20 protein-coding genes are annotated in these 21,692 nt (G+C 70.8%); 12 read left to right on the plus strand and 8 right to left on the minus strand.

Features of this window, described 5'->3' with window-relative positions; all coding sequences use genetic code 11:
• Nucleotides 1-41 precede the first annotated feature (41 nt).
• Nucleotides 42-1,241, plus strand: coding sequence for a MarP family serine protease (locus ABZT14_RS12970; protein ID WP_356300544.1), 1,200 nt, complete (start codon nt 42-44; stop codon nt 1,239-1,241).
• A gap of 51 nt (nt 1,242-1,292) precedes the next feature.
• On the opposite strand, the gene ABZT14_RS12975 is transcribed toward ABZT14_RS12970, so the two are convergent.
• From ABZT14_RS12975 to acs, 5 genes are all read right to left on the minus strand, one after another.
• Nucleotides 1,293-1,496, minus strand: a complete 204-nt coding sequence (locus ABZT14_RS12975; protein WP_356300547.1) for a hypothetical protein — start codon at nt 1,494-1,496, stop codon at nt 1,293-1,295.
• Between the two features lie 135 nt (nt 1,497-1,631).
• Nucleotides 1,632-2,558 (minus strand): alpha/beta hydrolase, encoded by a 927-nt coding sequence (locus tag ABZT14_RS12980; protein ID WP_356300550.1) that lies wholly within the window; start codon nt 2,556-2,558, stop codon nt 1,632-1,634.
• Entirely contained in the window at nt 2,555-3,019 is a 465-nt protein-coding gene (locus tag ABZT14_RS12985; RefSeq protein ID WP_356300553.1) for a phage holin family protein, read from the minus strand. Before ABZT14_RS12985 ends, ABZT14_RS12980 begins: the two co-directional genes overlap by 4 nt.
• A gap of 89 nt (nt 3,020-3,108) precedes the next feature.
• Nucleotides 3,109-4,500, minus strand: a complete 1,392-nt coding sequence (nhaA, locus tag ABZT14_RS12990) for a Na+/H+ antiporter NhaA (protein ID WP_356300556.1) — start codon at nt 4,498-4,500, stop codon at nt 3,109-3,111.
• Nucleotides 4,501-4,720: 220 nt separating this feature from the next.
• Complete coding sequence (acs, locus tag ABZT14_RS12995) at nt 4,721-6,682, minus strand: acetate--CoA ligase (protein ID WP_356300559.1); 1,962 nt, start codon at nt 6,680-6,682, stop codon at nt 4,721-4,723.
• Between the two features lie 723 nt (nt 6,683-7,405).
• On the opposite strand from acs, the gene ABZT14_RS13000 reads away from it, so the two are divergent.
• Nucleotides 7,406-8,656, plus strand: coding sequence for a hypothetical protein (locus tag ABZT14_RS13000; protein WP_356300562.1), 1,251 nt, complete (start codon nt 7,406-7,408; stop codon nt 8,654-8,656).
• Between the two features lie 3 nt (nt 8,657-8,659).
• Here the strand turns inward: ABZT14_RS13000 and ABZT14_RS13005 are convergent, their stop codons facing one another.
• On the minus strand, nt 8,660-9,649 hold the full coding sequence (locus tag ABZT14_RS13005; protein ID WP_356300565.1) for an ATP-binding protein: 990 nt from the start codon (nt 9,647-9,649) through the stop codon (nt 8,660-8,662).
• A 114-nt stretch (nt 9,650-9,763) separates the two neighbouring features.
• On the opposite strand from ABZT14_RS13005, the gene ABZT14_RS13010 reads away from it, so the two are divergent.
• Entirely contained in the window at nt 9,764-10,603 is an 840-nt protein-coding gene (locus ABZT14_RS13010) for an oxidoreductase (protein ID WP_356300568.1), read from the plus strand.
• Nucleotides 10,604-11,017: 414 nt separating this feature from the next.
• Here the strand turns inward: ABZT14_RS13010 and ABZT14_RS13015 are convergent, their stop codons facing one another.
• Nucleotides 11,018-11,845: an HAD family hydrolase gene (locus ABZT14_RS13015; protein WP_356300571.1), complete on the minus strand. Its 828-nt coding sequence runs from the start codon at nt 11,843-11,845 to the stop codon at nt 11,018-11,020.
• 488 nt (nt 11,846-12,333) lie between these two features.
• Here ABZT14_RS13015 and ssd point away from each other — a divergent pair, with 488 nt between their 5' ends.
• The 7 genes from ssd to ABZT14_RS13050 all read left to right on the plus strand — a co-directional run bounded on the left by ssd (nt 12,334) and on the right by ABZT14_RS13050 (nt 17,438).
• Nucleotides 12,334-13,440, plus strand: a complete 1,107-nt coding sequence (gene ssd, locus ABZT14_RS13020) for a septum site-determining protein Ssd (RefSeq protein WP_356300574.1) — start codon at nt 12,334-12,336, stop codon at nt 13,438-13,440.
• On the plus strand, nt 13,437-14,627 hold the full coding sequence (locus tag ABZT14_RS13025; protein WP_356300577.1) for a TadA family conjugal transfer-associated ATPase: 1,191 nt from the start codon (nt 13,437-13,439) through the stop codon (nt 14,625-14,627). The genes ssd and ABZT14_RS13025 overlap by 4 nt, the downstream gene beginning before the upstream one ends.
• 233 nt (nt 14,628-14,860) lie before the next feature.
• Complete coding sequence (locus tag ABZT14_RS13030) at nt 14,861-15,493, plus strand: type II secretion system F family protein (protein ID WP_356300580.1); 633 nt, start codon at nt 14,861-14,863, stop codon at nt 15,491-15,493.
• Between the two features lie 220 nt (nt 15,494-15,713).
• Nucleotides 15,714-16,298, plus strand: coding sequence for a type II secretion system F family protein (locus tag ABZT14_RS13035; RefSeq protein ID WP_356300583.1), 585 nt, complete (start codon nt 15,714-15,716; stop codon nt 16,296-16,298).
• Nucleotides 16,299-16,481: 183 nt separating this feature from the next.
• Entirely contained in the window at nt 16,482-16,619 is a 138-nt protein-coding gene (locus ABZT14_RS13040; RefSeq protein ID WP_356300585.1) for a DUF4244 domain-containing protein, read from the plus strand.
• Nucleotides 16,606-16,968, plus strand: coding sequence for a TadE family type IV pilus minor pilin (locus ABZT14_RS13045; protein ID WP_356300588.1), 363 nt, complete (start codon nt 16,606-16,608; stop codon nt 16,966-16,968). The genes ABZT14_RS13040 and ABZT14_RS13045 overlap by 14 nt, the downstream gene beginning before the upstream one ends.
• 116 nt (nt 16,969-17,084) lie before the next feature.
• Complete coding sequence (locus ABZT14_RS13050; protein ID WP_356301243.1) at nt 17,085-17,438, plus strand: Rv3654c family TadE-like protein; 354 nt, start codon at nt 17,085-17,087, stop codon at nt 17,436-17,438.
• Nucleotides 17,439-17,747: 309 nt separating this feature from the next.
• Here ABZT14_RS13050 and ABZT14_RS13055 read toward each other — a convergent pair whose 3' ends face one another.
• Nucleotides 17,748-20,186 (minus strand): DEAD/DEAH box helicase, encoded by a 2,439-nt coding sequence (locus ABZT14_RS13055; protein WP_356300591.1) that lies wholly within the window; start codon nt 20,184-20,186, stop codon nt 17,748-17,750.
• Nucleotides 20,187-20,363: 177 nt separating this feature from the next.
• On the opposite strand from ABZT14_RS13055, the gene bldG reads away from it, so the two are divergent.
• Together bldG and ABZT14_RS13065 are read left to right on the plus strand one after the other, a co-directional pair.
• The gene (gene bldG, locus ABZT14_RS13060; protein WP_356300593.1) at nt 20,364-20,705 is read left to right on the plus strand and encodes an anti-sigma factor antagonist BldG; all 342 of its coding nucleotides are present in this window, start codon (nt 20,364-20,366) and stop codon (nt 20,703-20,705) included.
• Nucleotides 20,706-20,966: 261 nt separating this feature from the next.
• Nucleotides 20,967-21,407, plus strand: a complete 441-nt coding sequence (locus ABZT14_RS13065) for an ATP-binding protein (protein WP_356300596.1) — start codon at nt 20,967-20,969, stop codon at nt 21,405-21,407.
• Nucleotides 21,408-21,692: the final 285 nt, after the last annotated feature.

Raw genomic sequence — 21,692 nt, forward strand, 5'->3', positions numbered from 1 at the left:
CGAGGGCCCTGAACGGTACCGACACGTGCGAGGCTGATGCGGTGAACGTGCTGGACATACTTCTGCTGCTGGCGGCCGTGTGGTTCGCCCTCGTGGGTTACCGCCAGGGGTTCGTGGTCGGGGTGCTGTCGGTGATCGGCTTCCTCGGTGGCGGGCTCCTGGCCGTACTGCTGCTGCCGGTGCTGTGGAAGACGGTGGCCGAGGACGCCGAGCCCGGCGGTTCGGGCGCCCTGCTGGCAGTGGTCGTGGTCATCGTGCTGGCCTCCGTGGGGCAGGCGTTGACCACCCAGTTGGGAAGCAAGCTGCGCCAGCACATCACCTGGTCCCCGGCCCGCGCGGTGGACGCCGGGGGCGGCGCCGTGGTCAACGTACTGGCCATGCTGGTGGTCGCCTGGCTGATCGGTTCGGCGCTGGCGGTGACCTCACTGCCGACGCTCAGCAAGGAGGTGCGCGGCTCCCAGGTCCTCACCGGGGTGTCCCGGGTGATGCCGGAGCGGGCCAACTCCTGGTTCGCCGACTTCTCCTCGGTGCTGGCGCAGAACGGCTTCCCCCAGGTCTTCTCGCCCTTCTCCAACGAGCCCATCACCTCGGTGCCGCCGCCGGACCCGGAGTTGGCCGGCAGCAAGGTCGCCCAGCAGGCCAAGCGCAGCATCGTGAAGGTCGTGGGCACCGCCTCCGGCTGCAACAAGGTGCTGGAGGGCACCGGCTTCGTGTTCGACGACCACCGGGTCATGACCAACGCCCATGTCGTGGGCGGCGTCCGCGAACCGACCGTGCAGATCGGCGGCGAGGGCCGGCTCTACGACGCCAAGGTGGTCATCTACGACTGGGAGCGGGACATCGCCGTCCTGGACGTGCCCTCGCTCAACGCCCCCTCGCTGCGGTTCGCCCAGGACGACGCCAAGAGCGGGGACGACGCCATCGTCGCCGGCTTCCCGGAGAACGGCGGTTACGACGTGCGCTCGGCCCGGGTGCGGGGACGCATCCAGGCCAACGGCCCCGACATCTACCGCAAGGGCATGGTCAACCGCGACGTGTACTCCCTGTACGCCCACGTGCGCCAGGGCAACTCCGGCGGCCCGCTGCTCAGCCCGGACGGCCAGGTGGTCGGGGTGATCTTCGCCAAGTCCCTGGACGACTCACGTACCGGATACGCCCTCACCGTGGACGAGGTGCGCGAGGACATCAAGCGCAGCCCGTCGGCCAACCGGCAGGTGGACACCCAGGGCTGCGCCAACTGACCCGCCCCCGCGGGGGAGGACCCTCACGGACGGGTGCTCAGGGGTGCGGGATCAGCCTCTGGTGTGCCGCAGGCGTGCCCCGAGCCACCGGGCTCGGCGCCGCAGGATGTGGGGGATGCCCAGCTCCACATCGTCATGCGCGGGACGGGACGACATCGGGGAGCGCCCCGGACGTCGTACGCCCAGGTTTCTCGTTCTCCGCCTTGACCACTTGCCACGATGACGAGCCACACCGAAGTCATACGTCCAGCCCATGCAGTCACGACTGCCCGTGCTCCATGGTCGGTAACCCTCCGACACCCGCCGGAATCGACCGGTGCCGGGACGGCCAGCCCGCTCGGTCCCGGACCGGCCGGAGGCCAACTCCGGGCGCCCGGGAGGGAGTTGGGCTCAGCGGTCCGGCTCGGGGTCCTGGAGCCAGTGCACCAGCTCGCCGGTGAACAGTTCGGGGTCCTCCTCGTGGGGGAAGTGCCCCAGCCCCTCGAACACCCGCCACCGGTACGGGGCCTCCACGTAGCGGGCCGACCCCCCGGCGCTGGGCACCCGGATCACCGGGTCCAGGGAGCCGTGCAGGTGCAGGGTGGGCACCCGCACCGGGGTGCGCATCCGTCGGTTGAACTGGAGGCCGTCCGGCCGTACCAGGGAGCGCACCAGCCAGCGGTAGGGCTCGATGGAGCAGTGGGTGGTGGACGGGATGCACATGGCCCGCTGGTACTGCGCGACCACCTCCCGCTCCGGCTCCCTCGGCCCCCACCAGTCCCGCAGCACCTGGCCCACCAGGGCCCCGCCGTTCGCGGCCAGTTGACGTTCCGGCACGAACGGCACCTGGAAGCCCCACACATGGGCGGCGGCCGAGGTCTGGCGGGGGTCGGTGAGCATCGCCCGCCGCCACACCCGGGGGTGCGGCATCGAGGAGACCACCAGGCGCCGCACCAGCTTGGGGCGCATCACCGCCGCCGTCCACGACAGGTACCCGCCCAGCCCGTGGCCGACCAGCGCCGCGTCCGGCTCGCCGAGGGAGCGGATCACCCCGGTCACGTCCAGGGCGAGGTTCGCCGGGTCGTACCCCCGGGGCGTACGGTCGCTGCCGCCCACCCCCCGCAGGTCCATCGCCACGGCGCGGAACCCGGCCTCCGCCAGCGCCGTGAGCTGGTGTCGCCAGGCCCACCAGTACTGCGGCCAGCCGTGCAGCAACAGCACCAGCGGCCCCTCCCCCCGCTCGACGATGTGGAATCGGGCACCGTTGGCCGACACATCGCGATGCGTCCAGGGGCCGGGCAGCCGTACCGCCGCCCAGGGGCTGTGTGGGAGGGTCATGCCTTCGAGCGTGACACGCTCGGCAGCTCCTTGGCGGGTCCGGCCTGCTCGATGTCCCCGTTCGGGTGGGGCTTGAAGGACTTGAGGGTCTCGGCGGTCAGCTGGGCCTGGTCGATGGAGGACTGCGGGGGCTTGATCTTCTTGAACTTGGCCATGGCGATCAGCCCCAGCACCCCGGCGATCAGCACGTAGCCGGCCCCGACGATGGCGAAGCAGCTGGGCAGCCCCAGGTTCGTCCAGTCGTGGATGCCGTAGGCGAGGGCGAAGCTGAACAGCGGCAGCGACAGCAGCAGCAGTACGGCGGCCACGGCGATGAACCCGCTGCCCAGGACGCCACGCTTGACGTCCTGTCGGATCTCCTGCTTCAGCAGGGCGATCTCGTCGTGCACCAGCTCGCTCAGCTTGGTGGTGACCTCCGACACCAACTGCCCCAGGCTGCGCCCCTCTTCGGCGGTGCTCATGTGGTTCTTCCTCTCGGCGGACGGTGATGGTGACTCGGTCCCCTGAGGTTACGGACTATCGGGTAACACGGAACCGGCCAGGGCACCGATCATGCCGGACCCGGAGGATCCTCGCGTGGTGACGCGGCCTCAGCCAGCCGTCGATGGTGGGCCGCCCGCTCCTCCAGTTGCCGGGCCATGCGCAGGTGGAAGGCCGGATCGTCCTGCTGGTCGATGTCCGGTACGCCGTCGCCGTCCTCGTCCCGCCGTTCCCGTTCGTCCATCTGCCGGTAGTGGGCGTTGCGGAACCGGAGCAGCACCGTGGCGCAGAGGGCGGCCAGCACCGATCCGACCAGTACCGCCGCCTTGACCTCCTCGGTGGTCACCGGGTCGGTGGGGAAGGCCAGTTCACCGATCAGCAGCGAGACCGTGAACCCGATGCCGGCCAGGGTGGACAGGGCCAGTACGTCCCACCAGGACACGCCTTCAGCCAGTTGTGCCCTGGTGAACCGGGCGGTCAGCCAGGAGCCGCCGAGTACGCCGACGACCTTGCCGAGCAGCAGGCCCAGCACCACTCCCAGGGTCTCGGGCCGGGTGAACACCTCGCGCAGGGCGGAGCCGTCCACCGCCACCCCGGCCGCGAACAGGGCGAACACCGGCACCGCCACCCCGGTGGACAGGGGTCGGGCCAGGTGCTCGATCCGGTCGGCGGGGGACTCGTCCTCCCCCTCGTGCGGGCGGGAGCGCAGCATCAGCCCCATCGCCACCCCGGCGACCGTGGCGTGGATGCCGCTGGCGTGGGTCAGCCCCCAGATCACCAGGGCCAGGGGGAGGTAGACGTACCAGCCACGTACGCCCAGGCGCGGGCCCAGCCAGAACAGCAGCAGTCCGAGCGCGGCGCCGAGCAGGGCCCAGAGGTTGAGGCCGGTGGTGAAGAACACCGCGATGACCAGGATGGCTCCCAGGTCGTCCACCACGGCGAGGGTGAGCAGGAAGGCGCGCAGCGCCGGGGGGAGCGCGGAGCCCAGTACGGCCAGCACGGCCAGGGCGAAGGCGATGTCGGTGGCGGTGGGTACCGCCCAGCCGGCCAGGGCTCCACCTCCGGCGAGGTTGACGCCCACGTAGACCAGGGCGGGTGCGGCCATCCCGCACAGGGCGGCGACCACCGGCAGCGCGGCGGCGCGGGGGTCGCGCAGTTCCCCGACGACCAGTTCGCGCTTCAGCTCGATGCCGGCGACGAAGAAGAAGAGGGTCAGCAGCCCGTCCTTGGCCCAGGTGGCCACCGACAGGTCCAGGTGGAGGGCGTGCGGGCCGAGTACGTGGTCCCGTACCGCGAAGTACCCGTCCCGCAGCGGGGTGTTGGCCAGCACCAGGGCCACCACGGCCGCCACCAGCAGCACGGTCCCGCCCACGGTCTCGGTACGCAGGGCCGCGGTCACCCGGTTCCGTTCCCCCAGGGGCAGCCGGTCCAGGACCTTGCGGGGCGGGGTGGGGGTGGGCACGGTGACCTCCGGGGTGCGGGCAGACTGCGGTCCGACGCCGACCAGACTTCCCGGCACACCTGTGTGACCACCGCCAGGGCGGTCCCCCTCACCCTAACCAGACGTTCGAGGTCACCGCGAGGGTGGGCGCCGGTGTCCGGTCCCCCGCCGTCGGGCGCGCATGGCGGAGGGGGTACGGGCTGGGCCCGTACCCCCTCGTCGTCATCCGTGCCGGTCGGGGTCAGTCCTCGCTGGCCGCCGAGGGCAGCTTGGTCTGGATCAGCTCCATCACCGTGGAGTCGGTGAGCGTGGTGACGTCACCCAGCTCGCGGTTCTCGGCCACGTCCCGCAGCAGCCGTCGCATGATCTTGCCCGAACGGGTCTTGGGCAGCTCGGCCACCGGCAGGATCCGCTTGGGCTTGGCGATCGGTCCCAGCTGCTTGGCCACGTGGGCCCGCAGTTCCTCGACGAGTTCGGGTGCCTCGGCCGCTCCGCCCCGCAGGATCACGAAGGCGCAGATGGCCTGGGTGGTCTGCGGGTCGGTGGCGCCCACCACGGCCGCCTCGGCGATCTTGGGGTGGGCGACCAGCGCGGACTCCACCTCGGTGGTCGAGATGTTGTGGCCGGAGACCAGCATCACGTCGTCCACCCGGCCGAGCAGCCAGATGTCGCCGTCCTCGTCCTTCTTGGCGCCGTCACCGGCGAAGTAGCGGTCCTCGAACCGGGACCAGTAGGTGTCCAGGTACCGCTCGTCGTCGCCCCAGATGGTGCGGAGCATCGACGGCCACGGTTCGGTGAGGACCAGGTAGCCGCCGGCTCCGTCGGGCACCTCGCGGGCCTCGTCGTCCACCACGGTGGCGGCGATGCCGGGCAGGGGCACCTGGGCCGAGCCCGGCTTGGCCTCGGTGACCCCGGGCAGGGGGCTGATCATGATGCCGCCGGTCTCGGTCTGCCACCAGGTGTCGACGACCGGGGTGCGGTCGCCGCCGATGTGGTGCCGGTACCAGATCCAGGCCTCGGGGTTGATCGGCTCGCCCACCGAGCCCAGCACCCGGAGGGAGCTGAGGTTGAACTGGGCGGGGATGTCGTCGCCCCACTTCATGCAGGCCCGGATCGCGGTGGGGGCGGTGTAGAGGATGGTCACGCCGTACTTCTCGACGACCTCCCACCAGCGGCCCTTGTGGGGGGAGTCCGGGGTGCCCTCGTAGAGCACCTCGGTCGCCCCGTTGGCGAGGGGGCCGTACACGATGTACGAGTGGCCGGTCACCCAGCCGACGTCGGCGGTGCACCAGAAGACGTCGGACTCCGGCTTGAGGTCGAAGACCGCGTGGTGGGTGTAGGCGACCTGGGTCAGGTAGCCGCCCGAGGTGTGCAGGATGCCCTTGGGCTTACCGGTCGTTCCCGAGGTGTAGAGGATGAACAGCGGGTGCTCGGCCGGGAAGCTCTCCGGGGTGTGCTCCTCGGACTGGCGGTCGACGACCTCGTGCCACCACACGTCCCGGCCCTCGGTCCACGCGGTGTCCTGTCCGGTACGGCGTACCACCAGCACGTTGCGTACGTTCTCGGTGCCCGGCCGGGTCAGGGCCTCGTCCACGGCCGGCTTCAGCGCGCTGGCCGAGCCCTTGCGGTAGCCGCCGTCGGCGGTGATGACGACCCGCGCGTCGGCGTCCTGGATACGGGTGGCCAGCGCGTCGGCGGAGAAGCCGCCGAAGACCACCGAGTGCGGGGCGCCGATCCGGGCGCAGGCCAGCATGGCGATGACCGCTTCGGGGATCATCGGCAGGTAGATCGCCACCCGGTCCCCGGTGGCGACTCCCAACTCGGTCAGCGCGTGCGCGGCCTTGGACACCTCGCGCTGTAGCTCGGCGTAGGTGAGGGTACGGGTGTCGCCCGGCTCGCCCTCGAAGTGGATGGCCACCCGCTCGCCGTTGCCGGCTTCCACGTGGCGGTCCACGCAGTTGTAGGCGACGTTGAGCTTCCCGTCCTGGAACCACTTGGCGAACGGGGGGTTCGACCAGTCCAGGGTCTCGGTCGGCTCGGTGCCCCAGCTGAGGCGGCGGGCCTGCTCGGCCCAGAACTTCAGGCGGTCAGCGCTGGCCCGTTCATACGCCTCCGCTGTCACATTGGCGTTCGCCGCCAGTTCGGCGGGCGGGGCGAACCTCCGTTCTTCCTTGAGGAGGTTGGCCAGGCTTTCGTTGCTCACGGCATCTCCCTTTCCCAGGGCGTCCGATGTGTCCCTGGCCCTAGCTCATCAGCACGTGGGGGCTATGACAAGGGTCACGAGAATATTGGTTTAGACCTCTCGGGTGGTCCGGTCGTGCTTGCCGGTCCACGGGTTCGATCATGCGCCCACCAGCCCGTGGAGGGTGGGCAGGCTCGACCGGGTCGCGCCACCCGTCGCCAGTCCGTATTGCCAGGTTATGCCGTGTCAGTCCCGGTTCTCTCTCGCGTTCTGGGGTGGGGGTCTCGGAAAACCCTTACGTCTGGCGGGGGTTGGGGTCTTTTCGCGAGGTTCGTTCCGTTGGTCTTCGATGTCGGCTGGCGACTCCGGGATGGGCCGGGTCGCTTTTGCGCCCGTTTGGGCCTCGCGGCGCCGGCGCGTCAAATGCCAGGGCTGGTCGAAATGCGATGCGGGTTCCGCCGGTATTGGCGTTCAACTGCATTGCGAAAAGGGCGAGTTATATCGCCATACGCATGGAGGGCTGCATTCGGTGACGGATTGACTACGGCAAAGCTCTGACAAAGCGAGGGTATCCGTCGGCAAAACCGGGCGCCGGATCTGAGCTGCCGTCACCGCTGTTCCGGCGTCCGGGTGAAAAGTCATGGGAACCGCTTGTCGTACAAACACTCTCTAACCTTGCAGTGCAACTTTCTCTGCAGGCGCGAACAGCGTCGTATGCGCACAGGTCGAGGATGAGGTGAGCCGATGGCGGTCAATCGGAGGTTGACCGGGGGGATCGTGATCATGACGGCGGTGTCCGCCATAGTCGCGGGATGCTCCGGCACGGATGCCGAACGTCCGGGACGTGAGAAGTCCAGCGCTCCCGAGGACAAGCCGGGACGGCAGTCGCGCCCCATCGGTGACGGGTCCACGATGGACACCGGCGCCCAACCGCACCAGCCCAAGCCCGCGAAGCTCAAACCCGGTGAAAAACCACCCCAGTTCGTGGTCTTCTCCTGGGACGGCGCGGGCGAGGACTCCAAGAAGCTGTTCTCGCATTTCCGCGAGGTGGGCAAGAAGTACGGGGCGACCCAGACCTTCTTCCTCAGCGGGATCTACCTGCTGCCCGAATCCGAGGCAAAGCGCTACAAACCGCCGGGACACAAGCCCGGTGCCTCCGATATCGGCTACCTCAAGGACGTCAACGTCAAGGCGACCCTGAAGCAGATCCGGGAAGCCTGGGGGGAGGGCCACGAGATCGGCACCCATTACAACGGGCACTTCTGCGGGCCCACCGGTGTCAACTCCTGGACGCCGGCGGACTGGAAGAGCGAGATCAAGCAGGCCAAGTGGTTCGTGTCCAACTGGAAGACGACCACTGGCTGGAAGGGCGAGAAGTCCCTGCCCTTCGACTACGACAAGGAGTTGATCGGCGGCCGTACCCCCTGTCTGGAGGGGCGCGCCAACCTGCTGCCCGCCGCCAAGGAGATGGGCTTCCGCTACGACTCCAGCGGCAACGGCACTCAGGTGTGGCCGGACAAGGAGGGCGGCCTGTGGGACGTACCCCTCCAGGCGGTGCCGCTGCCCGGCCGGAAGTTCGAGACCCTCTCCATGGACTACAACTTCCTGGCCAACCAGTCCAAGACCACCAACGGACCCAGCTCGGAGTACCCGAAGTACCAGCGGGAGATGCGGGACGGCCTGCTCCAGGGCTTCAACCGCGCCTACCAGGGCAACCGTGCCCCGATGATCATCGGCAACCACTTCGAGAGCTGGAACGGCGGCGTCTACATGAAGGCCGTCGAGGAGGTCATGAAGAACACCTGCCCCAAGAAGGAGGTCCGCTGCGTCTCCTTCCGGCAGTTGGTCGACTGGCTGGACGTGCAGGACCCGAAGGTGCTCGCCAAGCTGCGGAAGCTGCCCGTGGGTCAGGCCCCGACCGGCGGCTGGTCCTCGTTCGGTGGCGAGGGCCAACCGTCCGGCTCGAAGCCGTCCACGGAGGACGGCGACTCCTGATGTCTACGCGGGAGTGGTGACCCTCGGGTCCGGCTCCCGCAGGACGAAGTCGGGGTCGACCTGGTTCGCCAGGTCGACCCCGACGCGTTCGCTGCCCCAACTGCGGGCGTTCCGCAGGTGGAAGTGGACCATCTGACGGGTGTAGCGCTCCCAGTCGCGGAGCTGGTACGAGCCCTCGGCCGCCTGGAACACCGTCTCCAGCGCCCGGAGGTTGGCCGCCTCCAGGTCCGCCAGGGGACGCGGCCGGCCCTTCTCCATGGCGCGCACCCAGTCGGAGTGGCCGACGGTCACCAGGAGGTCCTCGCCCACCTCCTCGCGCAGGTAGTCCAGGTCGTCCTGGCCCTGCACCTTGTTGCCCACCACCCGTAGCGCGACGCCGAAGTCCCGGGCGTACTCGCGGTACTGGCGGTAGACGGAGACGCCCTTGCGGGTGGGCTCGACGACCAGGAAGGTCATGTCGAAGCGGGTGAACATCCCGGAGGCGAAGGAGTCGCTGCCGGCGGTCATGTCGACCACCACGTACTCCCCGGGGCCGTCACCGAGGTGGTTCAGGCACAGCTCCACCGCGCCGACCTTGGAGTGGTAGCAGGCCACCCCGAGGTCCGACTCCTGGAAGGGGCCGGTCACCATCAGCCGTACGGGCCCGCCCTCCAGCTCCACCGGGCGCGCGCAGGCGTCGTAGACCGGGTTGTCCTCGACCACGCGCAGCAGCCGGGAGCCGTTGCCCGGGGGAGTGGTCTTGATCATCTGGTCCGCGCTGGGGATGCGCGGGTTGTCGCCGCGCAGGTACTCCTTGATCAGGGGGAGCCGTTCACCCATCGCCGGAAGGTCGGCGGACTCCTCGTCCGTCAGTCCGAGGGCCACTCCGAGGTGCTGGTTGATGTCGGCGTCCACGGCGATCACCGGGAGCCCCTGGGTGGCGAGTTGGCGGATGAACAGCGAGGACAGCGTGGTCTTGCCGCTGCCGCCTTTGCCCACGAAAGCGATCTTCATGTTCAACAGGCTAATGCCTGAGCGGACCCCGAACGGACACCCGCGTGAACCCGCGTGAAGAAGACCACTCGTCCGTGGGGGGCCTCGCCCGAGAAGCGTGCGTAGGGTCATCCCATGGCACCGCAGACCACCGACCCCCTGGCCGCGCTCGGCGAACTGCCCGGAGTCGCTGACTCCGTCGCCTCGGTCCGCACCTCCGTGGACCGTGTCTACGGCCACCGGGTGATGCGCCGGAGAAGCAGTGAGGTCAGCGCCGAGGCCGCGCTGCGCGCCGCCCGAGGAACGGCCGCGCTCCAGGGCGCCGACTGGGCGCTGGAGGAGCTGCGCCGCCGTAGCGACTTCAGCGCGGCGGGCGAGGGCCGTACCGTCGGGGCGGCGTTGCGGGTGACCGCGGAGGCGGGGCAACTCCTGGACATCTGGGCCCAGTCGCCGTTGCGTGTACTGGCCCGGCTCCACCTGGTCGCCTGCGGCGGAGCCCCCGGCGACACGCCCCCGGTCGACGACGTGATCGGCCGACCCCGGCAGACCGGGGAACTGGTGGACGAGCCCCTGGTGGAACTGCCCCTGCCGGGCGCCTCGGAGGTGGCCGCCCGGCTGGACGCGCTGAACCAGCTGATCGTCGGTGACTCCTCGGCTCCGGCGCTGGTACGGGCTGCCGTGGTGCACGGCGAGTTGATGGCCCTGCGCCCCTTCGTCTCCCTCAACGGTCCGGTGGCGCGGGCGGCCGAACGGATCGTCCTGATCGGCAGTGGCCTGGACCCCAAGGCCGTCTGCCCGGCCGAGGTCGGCCACGCGGAGGAGGGCCGCGCCGCCTATGTGCGCGCGCTGGAGAACTACGCCTCCGGTACCCCGGAGGGCATGGCCCGGTGGATCGCCCACTGCGGCGCGGCGGTCGAACTGGGCGCCCGGGAGAGTACGGCCGTGTGCGAGGCGCTTCAGCGGGGCGCCGCCTGAGCGGCGGGAGCCGGGAGCGTCGGCGGAGACGCGGCGGGGCGTCCGGCGACGTGTGACCCGCCGGGCACCGGAACACGAAATGCGGCGACACCACCGAGGCGGTGTCGCCGCTGGCATGGCCACCGGGGTACCAGTGCGTGCTTCCTGTGGTGTCCATCAGGTCGGGGACTTTGCCCGCCTGGTGTGACTGGCCCGTATCGCGGGTCGGCTGCGCGTGGGTTCCCGGTATTCATGCGTACGGTCCGTGGGGCCGTTGTGCGTACACCAGATCCTTTCGGATAGCTGCAGGTCTCGCGGGCCGCTAAGTCCTTTGTACTACTGGATCCCCATATGCGAAAGCGGTGTGCATTGATCCTTTGCCCGCCCGTCCGGGACGCGTGAGGCGTGCTTCCCCGGTAAGGGCGCCCCGAGGGCTCAACTGGCCCTGGCACGCTGCCGGTTGACGTACCACACCAGCCCTCCCGTGATCGCCGCCGCGGTCACGGCCGCCGCCGCCACCGTCGTGCGGGAGGGCATCGGGATGCGCGGCAACCGCTGCTTGGCCGGTACCGGACGGGAGAAGGCGAGTACGGGCCACTCGCGACCCGTGGCCTCCTTGCGCAACGCCCGGTCGGGGTTGACGGCGTGGGGGTTCCCGACCGCCTCCAGCATCGGCAGGTCGGTGATCGAGTCGCTGTAGGCGTAGCAGCGTTCGAGGTCGTAGCCCTCGGACTCGGCGAGTTCGGTGATCGCCTCGGCCTTGGTGGGGCCGTAGGCGTAGTAGTCGATCTCGCCGGTGTAGCGGCCGTCCTCGACCACCATCCGGGTGGCCACCACACGGTCGGCGCCGATCAACTCCCCGATGGGCTCGACGACTTCGGAGCCGGAGCTGCTGACGATCACCACGTCACGGCCGGCCAGGTGGTGTTGTTCGATCAGGGCGGCGGCCTCGTCGTAGATGATCGGGTCGATCAGCTCATGGATGGTCTCGGCGACGATCTCCCGGACCAGCTGGACGTTCCAGCCCCGGCAGAGGGCGGACAGGTACTGCCGCATCCGTTCCATCTGCTCGTGGTCGGCGCCGCCCGCGAGGAACACGAACTGCGCGTAGGCGGTACGGAGAACGGCACGACGATTGATCAGCCCGCCCTGGTAGAAGGACTTGCTGAAGGTGAGCGTGCTCGACTTTGCGATGACCGTCTTGTCGAGGTCAAAGAAGGCCGCGGTGCGAGGCAACGACTGGTTTTCCACGGCACTGAGCATAGGCGCAACCATTCGGGCGTAAGGCGGGCGCGTGGGTTTGCCTGAGAAGGCCGTCGGGTACACCATGGAAGTCACGGATCGTTCGCGACCGTGCTATCCCGGTTCGACTCCTCCCCCCCCGAGTCGACCGTGGAGACGACCCCCGCTCTCCCCCCCGGCGGGGGTCGTCGCATGTCCAGGGGCTGTCGGCCGGTGTGGACCGCTCTCCAGCCTCTTCTCGATCTTCGGTTGAGCGCGGCTCGCGCTCCCGAAGATCGCTCACTCTCCGTCACTGTCGGGCTTCTCGGTGGAGCGGTTGACCCTCCTCGTCAAAGCCCGTTCCCACCGCTCATCACCGGGGCTGAACAAGTTATCCACAATCCCAGGGTTATCCACAGATCCTGACCATGATCATCGAAATTCCCCTGCTCCCTCCATGGTGATTCCACAGAGCCCTGACGGGGCCCTGTCGGAGCGAGTTGGCGCCACCACGAATGGGGATTCAGAGCATGACGGGGACCATCCTGATCGTCACCGAGGACGAGCGACTCCTGGACGACCTCCTGCGGCTGTGCGCGGCCGTGGGCGCCGACACCGAGGTCGGAAACGGACGGGAACCCGGCCCCGGCACCCGGGAGGGCACCACCGCGCCCCGGTCCTGGGACCGCAGCCCCCTGGTGCTGGTGGGCGACGACCGGGCGGCCCACCTCACCGGTCTGCCACGCCGACCGGGGCTGCTCCTGGTCGGCAGGGACCAGGACGACCCCGGTGTGTGGGCCCGAGGCGCCGGTATCGGAGCCGAGGGCGTGGTGATGCTCCCGGACGGCGAGAGCTGGTTGGCCGGCCGTATCGCCGACGCGGCCGAAGGCCACGTCGAGGCGGCGCTGACCGTCGGCGTACTCGGCGGACGGGGCGGTGCCGGCGCCTCCACCCTGGCCTGCGCCCTGGCCGTGACGGCCGCCCGCCTGGGGCACCGCACCATGCTGATCGACGCCGACCCCCTCGGTGGGGGACTGGACGTGATGCTCGGCGCCGACCAGGTCAAGGGAATGAGATGGCCGGCGTTCGCCGAGTCACGTGGCCGGGTCAGCGGGGACGACCTTGAGGAGGCCCTGCCCCGGCACCGCGAACTGCGACTGCTCAGTTGGGACCGCGAGCAGACGGTCACCATCCCTCCCGACGCCATGCGCTCCGTGCTGGCCGCCGCCCGACGGCGTGCCGAGGTGGTGGTCGTCGACCTTCCCCGGGGGTTGGACGAGGGAGCGGTGGAGGCGTGCGCACAGCTGGACCTCGCCCTGCTCGCCGTACCCACCGAACTGCGCGCGGTGGCCGCCGCCCACCGGGTCTCGGCACGGGTGCGCATGGTGCTGCGTGACCTGCGGCTGGTGATCTGCCCCGCCCACGACCCCGGCCACCGGGGACTGTCCACCGAGGAGATCACCCAACTGCTGCGCCTCCCCCTGGCCGGCGAACTCCCCTATGAGGACGGGCTGTTGGACCACATCAACCGTGGACGTCCACCCGGTTCCCGGACGCGGGGGCCACTGGCCGGCTTCTGCGAGGAGTTCTGGTCCAGGGCGTCCCCGACGCGCACCGAGGGAGGGGCCGCCGCGTGAACTCCCGCCCGCCGTACGCCACTTCCACGGGAGTGAGCGAGGAACTGCTGGACGAGGTACGACTCCGGCTCACCGAGTGGGGAGTGGAGCCCACCCCCGCACAGGTGGCCGCGGCCCTGCGCACCCAGGGCAGGCTGCTCGGGGACGGTGCCGTGCTCGCCGTCGTCGAGGCCCTGCGCGCCCAGATGGTGGGCGCCGGCCCCCTGGAACCCCTGCTGTCCGACCCCGAGGTGACGGACGTGCTGGTCGAGGGGCCCCAGCGGGTGTGGGTCGACCGGGGACGCGGCCTGGAGCGCGCCGGAGTGGGCTTCCCCTCCGAGACGGCCGTGCGGCAACTCGCGCAGCGCCTGGCCATCTCCGCTGGGCGCCGCCTGGACGACGCCCACCCCTGGGCGGACGCCCGGTTGCCCGACGGCACCCGTATGCACGCCGTACTGCCGCCCGTCGCCTCCGAGGGCACCTGTGTGTCCCTGCGCGTGATGCGGCAAGTGGCGTACGGGCTGGCCGAGTTGACCCGGATGGGCACCCTGCCCCCGAGCGGTGACCGTCTGCTGCGGGCCGTGATGGACTCGCGGCTGTCCTTCCTGGTCTCCGGGGGTACGGGGTCCGGCAAGACCACCCTGCTCAGCACCCTGCTGGGCCTCGCGGGGCACCGTGAGCGCCTGGTGCTGGCCGAGGACTGCGCCGAACTCCGCCCGGACCACCCCCACGTGGTGCGCCTCGAAACCAGGCCCGCCAACCAGGAGGGTGCCGGACTGGTCCTCCTGCGCGACCTGGTGCGCCAGGCCCTGCGGATGCGCCCCGACCGGCTGGTCGTCGGCGAGGTGCGCGGAGCCGAGGTCACGGATCTGCTGGCCGCCCTCAACACCGGTCATGCCGGTTGCGGCACCGTGCACGCCAACACCGCCGGTGACGTGCCGGCCCGTCTGGAGGCCCTGGGGGTCACCGCCGGTCTCGACCGGGCCGCCGTGCACAGCCAGGTGGCCGCCAGCCTCGACCTGTTGATCCACCTGGAGCGGGACCGGTCGGGCACGCGGCGCATCGCCCAGGTACACGTCCTGGAACGGGACGCGGAGGGGCTCGTCCACACCACTCCCGCCGTCTCCTGGGGCTGCGACGGATTCGTCCCGGAGGTCGGCTGGCCCCAGTTGGAACGCCTCTGCGCCCAACGGGGGGTGCGGCTGTGACGCCATGGACCACAAGCTCCTCGCGCACCGGCACGCTCGCCGGAGGCCCCGTGCTGCCACGAGGGAGAGCCGGAGGCGGTCAGCGAGCCCGGCTCCTGTTGGCCGGCGAGGGCTCCCCGTCCGCCTCGGCCACCGTTCGGCTACGTCTGGCACGGGCCTGGCGAAAGACGGGCCTCCGAAGGAAGGTCGGACCCCAGTGGTGGACGCTGGCGGTCGGGGCCCTGGTCGCTCTGATGACCCGATCCCCTCTGCCCCTGCTGTTCGGGGCTCTCGCCGTCCCCCTCGTGGGGCGGGTGCTGCGTCGGAGGCGTACCAGGTTCGCCGAGGACCGGGGGCGGGACGAGGTCATCGCCCTGTGCTCCGCGCTCGCGGGTGAACTCCGCTCGGGGCAGCCACCCCAGGCGGCGGTACTCCGGGTCGACACCAGCGGCCTGGGCGACGGCGGGACCCTGCTGCGGGCCGCGGCCGGATACGGCGGCGACCTGGTCCGCGCCCTGCGGGAGGCGGCCCAGGAACCCGGCGCTGAGGGACTCCGCGGCGTCGCCGCCTGCTGGCAGGTCGCGGTGCACGGGGGCGGGGGACTGGCCGACACCCTTGACCGGCTGGCCGAGGCGCTGCGCGCCGAACGGGACCAACACCTGGACCTGCGGGCCCAGTTGGAGGGCCCGAGGTCCACCATCCGCACTCTGGCCGCCCTCCCGGTGGCCGCCATCGGCTGGGGTGTCCTGTGCGGCTGGGACCCCCTGGGCGCGCTGCTGCACACACCGCTCGGGCTCGGCTGCCTCCTGCTGGGCGGACTACTGGAGTGCCTGGGGCTGGCCTGGGCCGGTCGCATCATCCGGGACGCCGAACAGGGCGGGGGCTGAAGCGATGCTTGTCCTCAGCCTGTGGACGGCGGTTTCCCTCTGCTGTCTGCTGACCGGCCCCCGTGTGCTCACCCCGACTCGCGTACCGCTGCGGCGACTTCGACAACTGCGCCGATCCGCCGGAGAACGGCCGGTGACCCCAGCCCCTGACACCTCGTCGGCCCGGGATCGCCCAGCGGACCGACGGTCCCCGGGGCCGGACGGGGTACGCCACGGCCTGATGGCCCTCGGTACGGGCATCCTTCCGCTGCTGTGGCTGGAGCCCCTGGTCGGTGCGCTGTGCGGGGTGCCCCTGGGCTGGGTGACCTGGCGGTGGTCGCGGGCCCGCCACAGGGAGCACCTCAGTCGTACGCCGACTCCCGAGGAACGGCGGGCCGCCCGACAGCTGCCTCTGGTGGTCGAGTTGCTGGCCGCCTGCATGGCCGCTGGCTTCGGGCCGGTCCGGGCGGCGGACGCGGTGGGCAGGTCCCTGGACGGCCCGTTGGCGGACCGGCTGCGAAGGGCGGCCGGAGAGCTGCGCCTGGGCGGTGAACCCGGTGTGGTCTGGCGCCGGTTGGGCGCGTCACCGGTGACACGGGAGCTGGCCCAGTGCCTGGAACGTTGCCAGCACTCCGGCAGCCCCGGCGCCGAGCCCCTGGCCCGGTTGGCCAGGGAGAGCCGGGCACGTCAGACGCGGGAGGCCACCGCTCGGGCACGCAGGGCGGCGGTACGGATCACGGTGCCCCTGGGCGTCTGCTTCCTGCCGGCCTTCCTCGTCCTGGGCATCGCGCCCGGCGTCATCGCCCTGCTGGGGCAGGTCCTGTGAAGGCCCACCGACTTCACCACGCCCCGCTCCCTCGGGCACGGCACACCGGCCGGCCCCGCCCGAAGTCCCGAGCCCCCGGCAGCTGGACCCCGAACGACCAGAAAACCACCACCACACGAGAGGCAGGACGACCCCGACATGCGCAACCTGAGGAAGCAGTGGCGACGGCCGGGAGACCGAGGAATGGTCACCTCCGAGTACGCGGTGGGCACGCTCACCGCCGTGGCCTTCGCCGGCGTACTGGCCGTGATGGTGAAGAGCGACGCGGTGAGTTCGGCGTTGCGCTCCATGCTGATGCGAGCGCTCCATGGCTCCTTCTGACGCCACCCCTCGCATCCAGGGGGACCGGGGCATGGTCACCGCCGAGACAGCCGTCTGTTCCACCGTCCTGGTGGGGCTGGCCCTGTCGCTGCTGTGGGGGATCGCGGCGATGACCTCCCAACTGCGCTGTGTGGACGCCGCCGGTGCCGGGGCACGTGCCGCCGCGCGGGGCGAGTCGCCGTCGGCCGTGGTGTCGACGGTACGGAAGGTCGCTCCCCGGAAGGCGGGGGTGCGCCAGTCGTCCGAGGGGACGTTCGTACGGGTCCAGGTCACCGCCACGGTTCCGGGGCCCCTGCCTCTGAGGTTGCGTGCGGAGGCCGTGGCCCACGAGGAAGGGGCGGCGCGGTGACGGGCAACGGGGAGGCCACGTACCGGAGTTCGGAAGGGCGACGTACTCGTTCCCCGGGTGCGGCGGGTGTCGGACCAACCAGGTCGGCTCGCGGCCCCGCACGGGACCGGGGAGCGATCACGGTCTGGGCCGCCGTGGTGTCGGTCGCGCTGTGTCTGGTGTTCGCGTTGGTGGTGGAGCTGAGCCAACTGTGGGTGGCCCGCCACCGGGCGGCCGTCGCGGCCGACCTCGCCGCCCTGGCCGCAGCCGAACGGGCCTGGGAGGGGCCGGGCAGGTCCTGTCGGCTCGCCGACCGGGTGGCCCGCCGTAATGACGCGAGGCTCACCACCTGTGTGGTGCGGGGCATGGTCGCCGACCTCACCACGACGGTACGGGCCGGTCCCCGCACGGTGCGGGTGCGCTCCCGGGCCGGCCCGCCCGAGGCCGCCGTCCCGGCACCACCTCCTGAACCCCCACCGGGGCAGCGGTGACCACCCGGCCCGGCACGATCCCGGGCTCCGCAGCACCGGGGAGCCCCTGCGGTCCCGAACGGGGGCCGCCCACCCCGGTGTTGCCGCGCCCGGTACGACCACTCGCCCCCGGGTGCGGGGTGCGAGGTACCGGACGGAACACGGTGACCACGGAGACGCCCTGCCCCCGGTCGCCCCTGCCCGTCCAGGACCAGTCACCCACAGGCGAAGGGACACGGCGCTCGGACACTCCAGGTGCTCACCGGCCACCCCACCCCCATGACCGAACCGTTGGCCTCGGTCGCCCCTGCTCGTGGGTCCCCCGGGGCCTTACCGGGGCGCTCCCCGCAACAGGTGCCCCAGAAGGCGAAGGGCACCCCGCTTGTGGAGCGGTTCGTTGCCGTTGCCGCACTTGGGGGACTGCACACAGGAAGGACAGCCGCTGTCACATTCACAGGAGGCGATGGCCTCGCGGGTCGCGTCGAGCCAGGCCCGGGCCGAGTGGAAGGCGCGTTCGGCGAAGCCGGCGCCACCGGGGTGCCCGTCGTACACGAACACGGTCGGCAGCAGGGTGTCCCCGTGCAGGGGCACCGAGACTCCGCCGATGTCCCAGCGGTCGCAGGTGGCGTACAGCGGCAGGATGCCGATGGAGGCGTGCTCGGCGGCGTGCAGGGCTCCGGGCAGGGTGCGGTGGTCGATCCCCGCCTCCTCCAACTGGTCCTCGCTGACCGTCCACCAGACCGCCCGGGTCCGCAGGGACCTTGGAGGGAGGTCCAGCTTGGTCTCGCCCAACACCTCACCGCTGACCAGTCTGCGCCGTAGATAGGAGACCACCTGGTGGGTGACCTCGACCGAACCGAAGCACAGTTGGGCCTCGCCCCAGGGCACCGTGGTGTCGGTCTCCAGGATGCTGACGGCCGTCGTCTCGCGGGCCATGGTGGTCCACGGCGGGCTCTCCTGACGTACCAGCGCGGCGGAGTCCTCCAGGTCCAGTTCGCTGACCACATAGGTGCGGCCCTGGTGCAGGTGTACGGCGCCCTGGTGGACGCTGCGGTGCGCGGACTCGGCGTCCACCGTGCCCAGCAGCCGTCCGGTGCCCTCCTCGACGACCTGTATCTGCCCGCCCTCGCCACCTCTGATGTCGGTGAGGTCGACGGCCCGTTGCCGGCTGGTCCAGTACCAGTTGGCACCGCGACGACGCAGCAACCTCCGTCGCTCCAACTGGGGCATCAGCTCGGAGGCGGTGCGCCCGAACAACGACAGGTCCTCCTCGGACAGCGGGATCTCGGAGGCCGCCGCACACAGGTGGGGCGCGAGCACATAGGGGTTGTCCGGGTCCAGCACCGTGCTCTCCACCGGGCGGGAGAAGATCGCCTCGGGGTGGTGGACCAGATAGGTGTCCAGCGGATCGTCCCGGGCGACCAGCACCGCCAGTGCCTGCTGCCCCTGACGCCCGGCCCGGCCGGCCTGCTGCCAGATGGAGGCCCGGGTACCGGGATACCCGGTGATCAGCACCGCCTCCAACCCGGCCACGTCCATGCCCAGCTCCAGGGCGTTGGTGGCCGACAGCCCCAGCAACTCCCCGGAGTGCAGGGCACGTTCGAGGGCCCGCCGTTCCTCCGGCAGGTAGCCGCCGCGATAGGCGGCGACCCGGCCGGACAGGCCCCGGTCCACGGCGGCCAGCCGGTCCTGGGCGATCAGCGACACCAGTTCGGCGCCACGTCGGGACCGTACGAAGGCCACCGTACGAACCTGGTGCAGCACCAGGTCGGTGAGCAGGTCGGCGGCCTCGGCGGTGGCCGTACGACGCACCGGAGCGCCCTGCTCACCCTCCATCTCGGTCAGCGGAGGTTCCCAGAGGGCGAAGACCAACTCCCCACGCGGAGAGGCATCCTCGGTGATCTCCCGCACCGGCAGCCCGGTCAGACGCTCGGCCGAGGCACCGGGCTCGGCCACCGTGGCGGAGGCCAGGAGGAACGTCGGGTGGGAGCCGTAACGTGCGCACAACCGCCGCAGCCGACGCAGCACCTGCGCCACGTGGGAGCCGAAGACGCCCCGGTAGCTGTGGCACTCGTCGACGACCACGAAGCGCAGCGCCCGCAGGAAGGAGGCCCAGCGCGGGTGGGAGGGGAGTATCGCGCGGTGGAGCATGTCGGGGTTGGTGAGGACGTGGTTGGCGTAGGCGCGTACCCACTCCCGTTCCTCGACCGGGGTGTCACCGTCGTAGACCGCCGGCCGGACCGCGTCGCCCAACGGCTTGGCCAGGGCCTTGGTGGCCCGGAGTTGGTCGGCGGCCAAGGCCTTGGTGGGCGCCAGGTACAGGGCCGTCGCCCCCCGGCCCCCGGGACGCTCCGCTCCGTCCAGCAACGCGCTGAGGGTCGGCGCGAGGTAGGCGAGGGACTTGCCCGAAGCGGTCCCGGTCGCCACCACGGTCGACTCCCCGCGCAGGGCCAGTTCGGCCATGCGGGTCTGGTGCTCCCACGGCCGGTCGATCCCACCGGCTCGGATCGCCTCGATCACTTCTGGCCGGATCTCGTCCGGCCAGTTCGCATTGCGGCCCCGCCGAGGGGGCACATGCTCCGTATGAGTGATGCGCGCAGCGCGATCCGTCCCCGTGACCAGTCGTTCCAGAACCGACCGGGGAGTCGGGTCAGGCCCCTTGGAGGGTTCGTACTCTTTCCTCGCCATCGGCACCGAGTGTGTCACTGGCGTGACGGAGAATGGGCCGAAGCCGTCGTGCACGCACACTGGTAAGTGATTGAATGCCACTGCGGCTGCCGATCCGTCCCTACCGCGGGTGGCAGGCTCCAACCTCGCTGGGGGAAGATCGAACCCCACTAGGAAGGAATAGCCTGTCTGCTCTGCTGGTAGGAGACCGTCCCCTACGTTCGTGGGGGAGGCCCCAGAGGGGGGCGGACCGCTCGATAGCAAGGTGCTGGAGGATCCGTGGACCTGTCCCTGTCGACTCGTACCGTAGGCGATCGCACGATCGTCGAGGTCGGTGGCGAGATTGATGTATACACCGCGCCCAAGCTGCGGGAGCAGCTGGTCGAGCTTGTGAACGACGGCAGCTACCACCTCGTCGTGGACATGGAAGGCGTCGACTTCCTGGACTCCACCGGTCTGGGTGTGCTCGTCGGCGGACTCAAGAGGGTACGAGCCCACGAGGGTTCGCTGCGCCTGGTGTGCAACCAGGAGCGCATTCTCAAGATCTTCCGTATCACCGGCCTGACCAAGGTGTTCCCGATTCACGACTCCGTCGACGCGGCTGTCGCCGCGACGGACTGAACGAAGCGGGGATCGGCCCTGACTACCTGGCACGGTCAGGTGGTCAAGGCCGATCAACCGTGTGCGCCGAACCAGGCCCGCGCCTGCCTCGGCGCGCACCCGAGGTACTTCGACGAACCGCATCCACGTCGCCGGACAGTCCCGGCCCTGGGGTGTTCCCCAACATGATCGGGGTATCCCCAGCTGAGAAGCCCCGGTGGAGACAGGCCCGATGGCGGCTCCGCCCGGCTGAGCAAGTCCAGTCCTGACAAGGGGGATGGCATGGCCACCGTCGAGCTCCGTTTCAGCGCCCTACCGGAGCATGTGAGGACGGCCCGCCTGGTGGCGGCGGCGATGGCCCGCCGCGCCGGAGTGGACGAGGCTGCGTTGGACGAGGTGAGGCTCGCGGTGGGTGAGGCCTGCACCCGCGCGGTGGGACTCCATATGAGCAACGGGGTCGACAGCCCGGTGCGGGTGGCCCTGATCGAGGAGGAGAAGTCCTTCTCCATCGAGGTGGGGGACGAGGCTCCCGGGCGGAACGCGGGCCTGGTGCCCGGCGCCCGAGACGAGATCCCCGAGCCCGCGGGTGACGAGGGCGCCGACGGGGAGATGGGGCTGGCCGTGATCAGCGGCCTGGTCGACGACGTGGAGGTCACCGCCGACGAGGCGGGTGGTCTGATCCGTATGACCTGGCCGACCCTTCCCGAGCCGCTGGTTCCCTGAGCCCCCCGGTGCGTTCACCGCGCCGCCCCTCCTGACCGGGCCACGGCGCTGATCCCCGTCCCACGGGTGCGGCGGGCTGCTTCCGTACGCCGAGAGCCTCGATCTCGTGCGGGCGCGACCACACATCGGTCAGCGCTCGATGCCCGCCCCCTTCCGGGTGCCAGCCCGTGGGTGCGCCCCTTCTGACGGCTGAACACCGGCCCCATCGCTTCCTCAACTGCCCCACCCGCCCTGGCCGTTGCCCCGCCTGGGCCGGGCCTCCAGGGGTCGCCTCGGGGCTTTCCG

Origin of the sequence: Streptomyces sp. NPDC005438 (genome assembly GCF_040606315.1) — a bacterium.
In the GTDB taxonomy this organism is placed as follows: Bacteria; Actinomycetota; Actinomycetes; order Streptomycetales; family Streptomycetaceae; genus Streptomyces.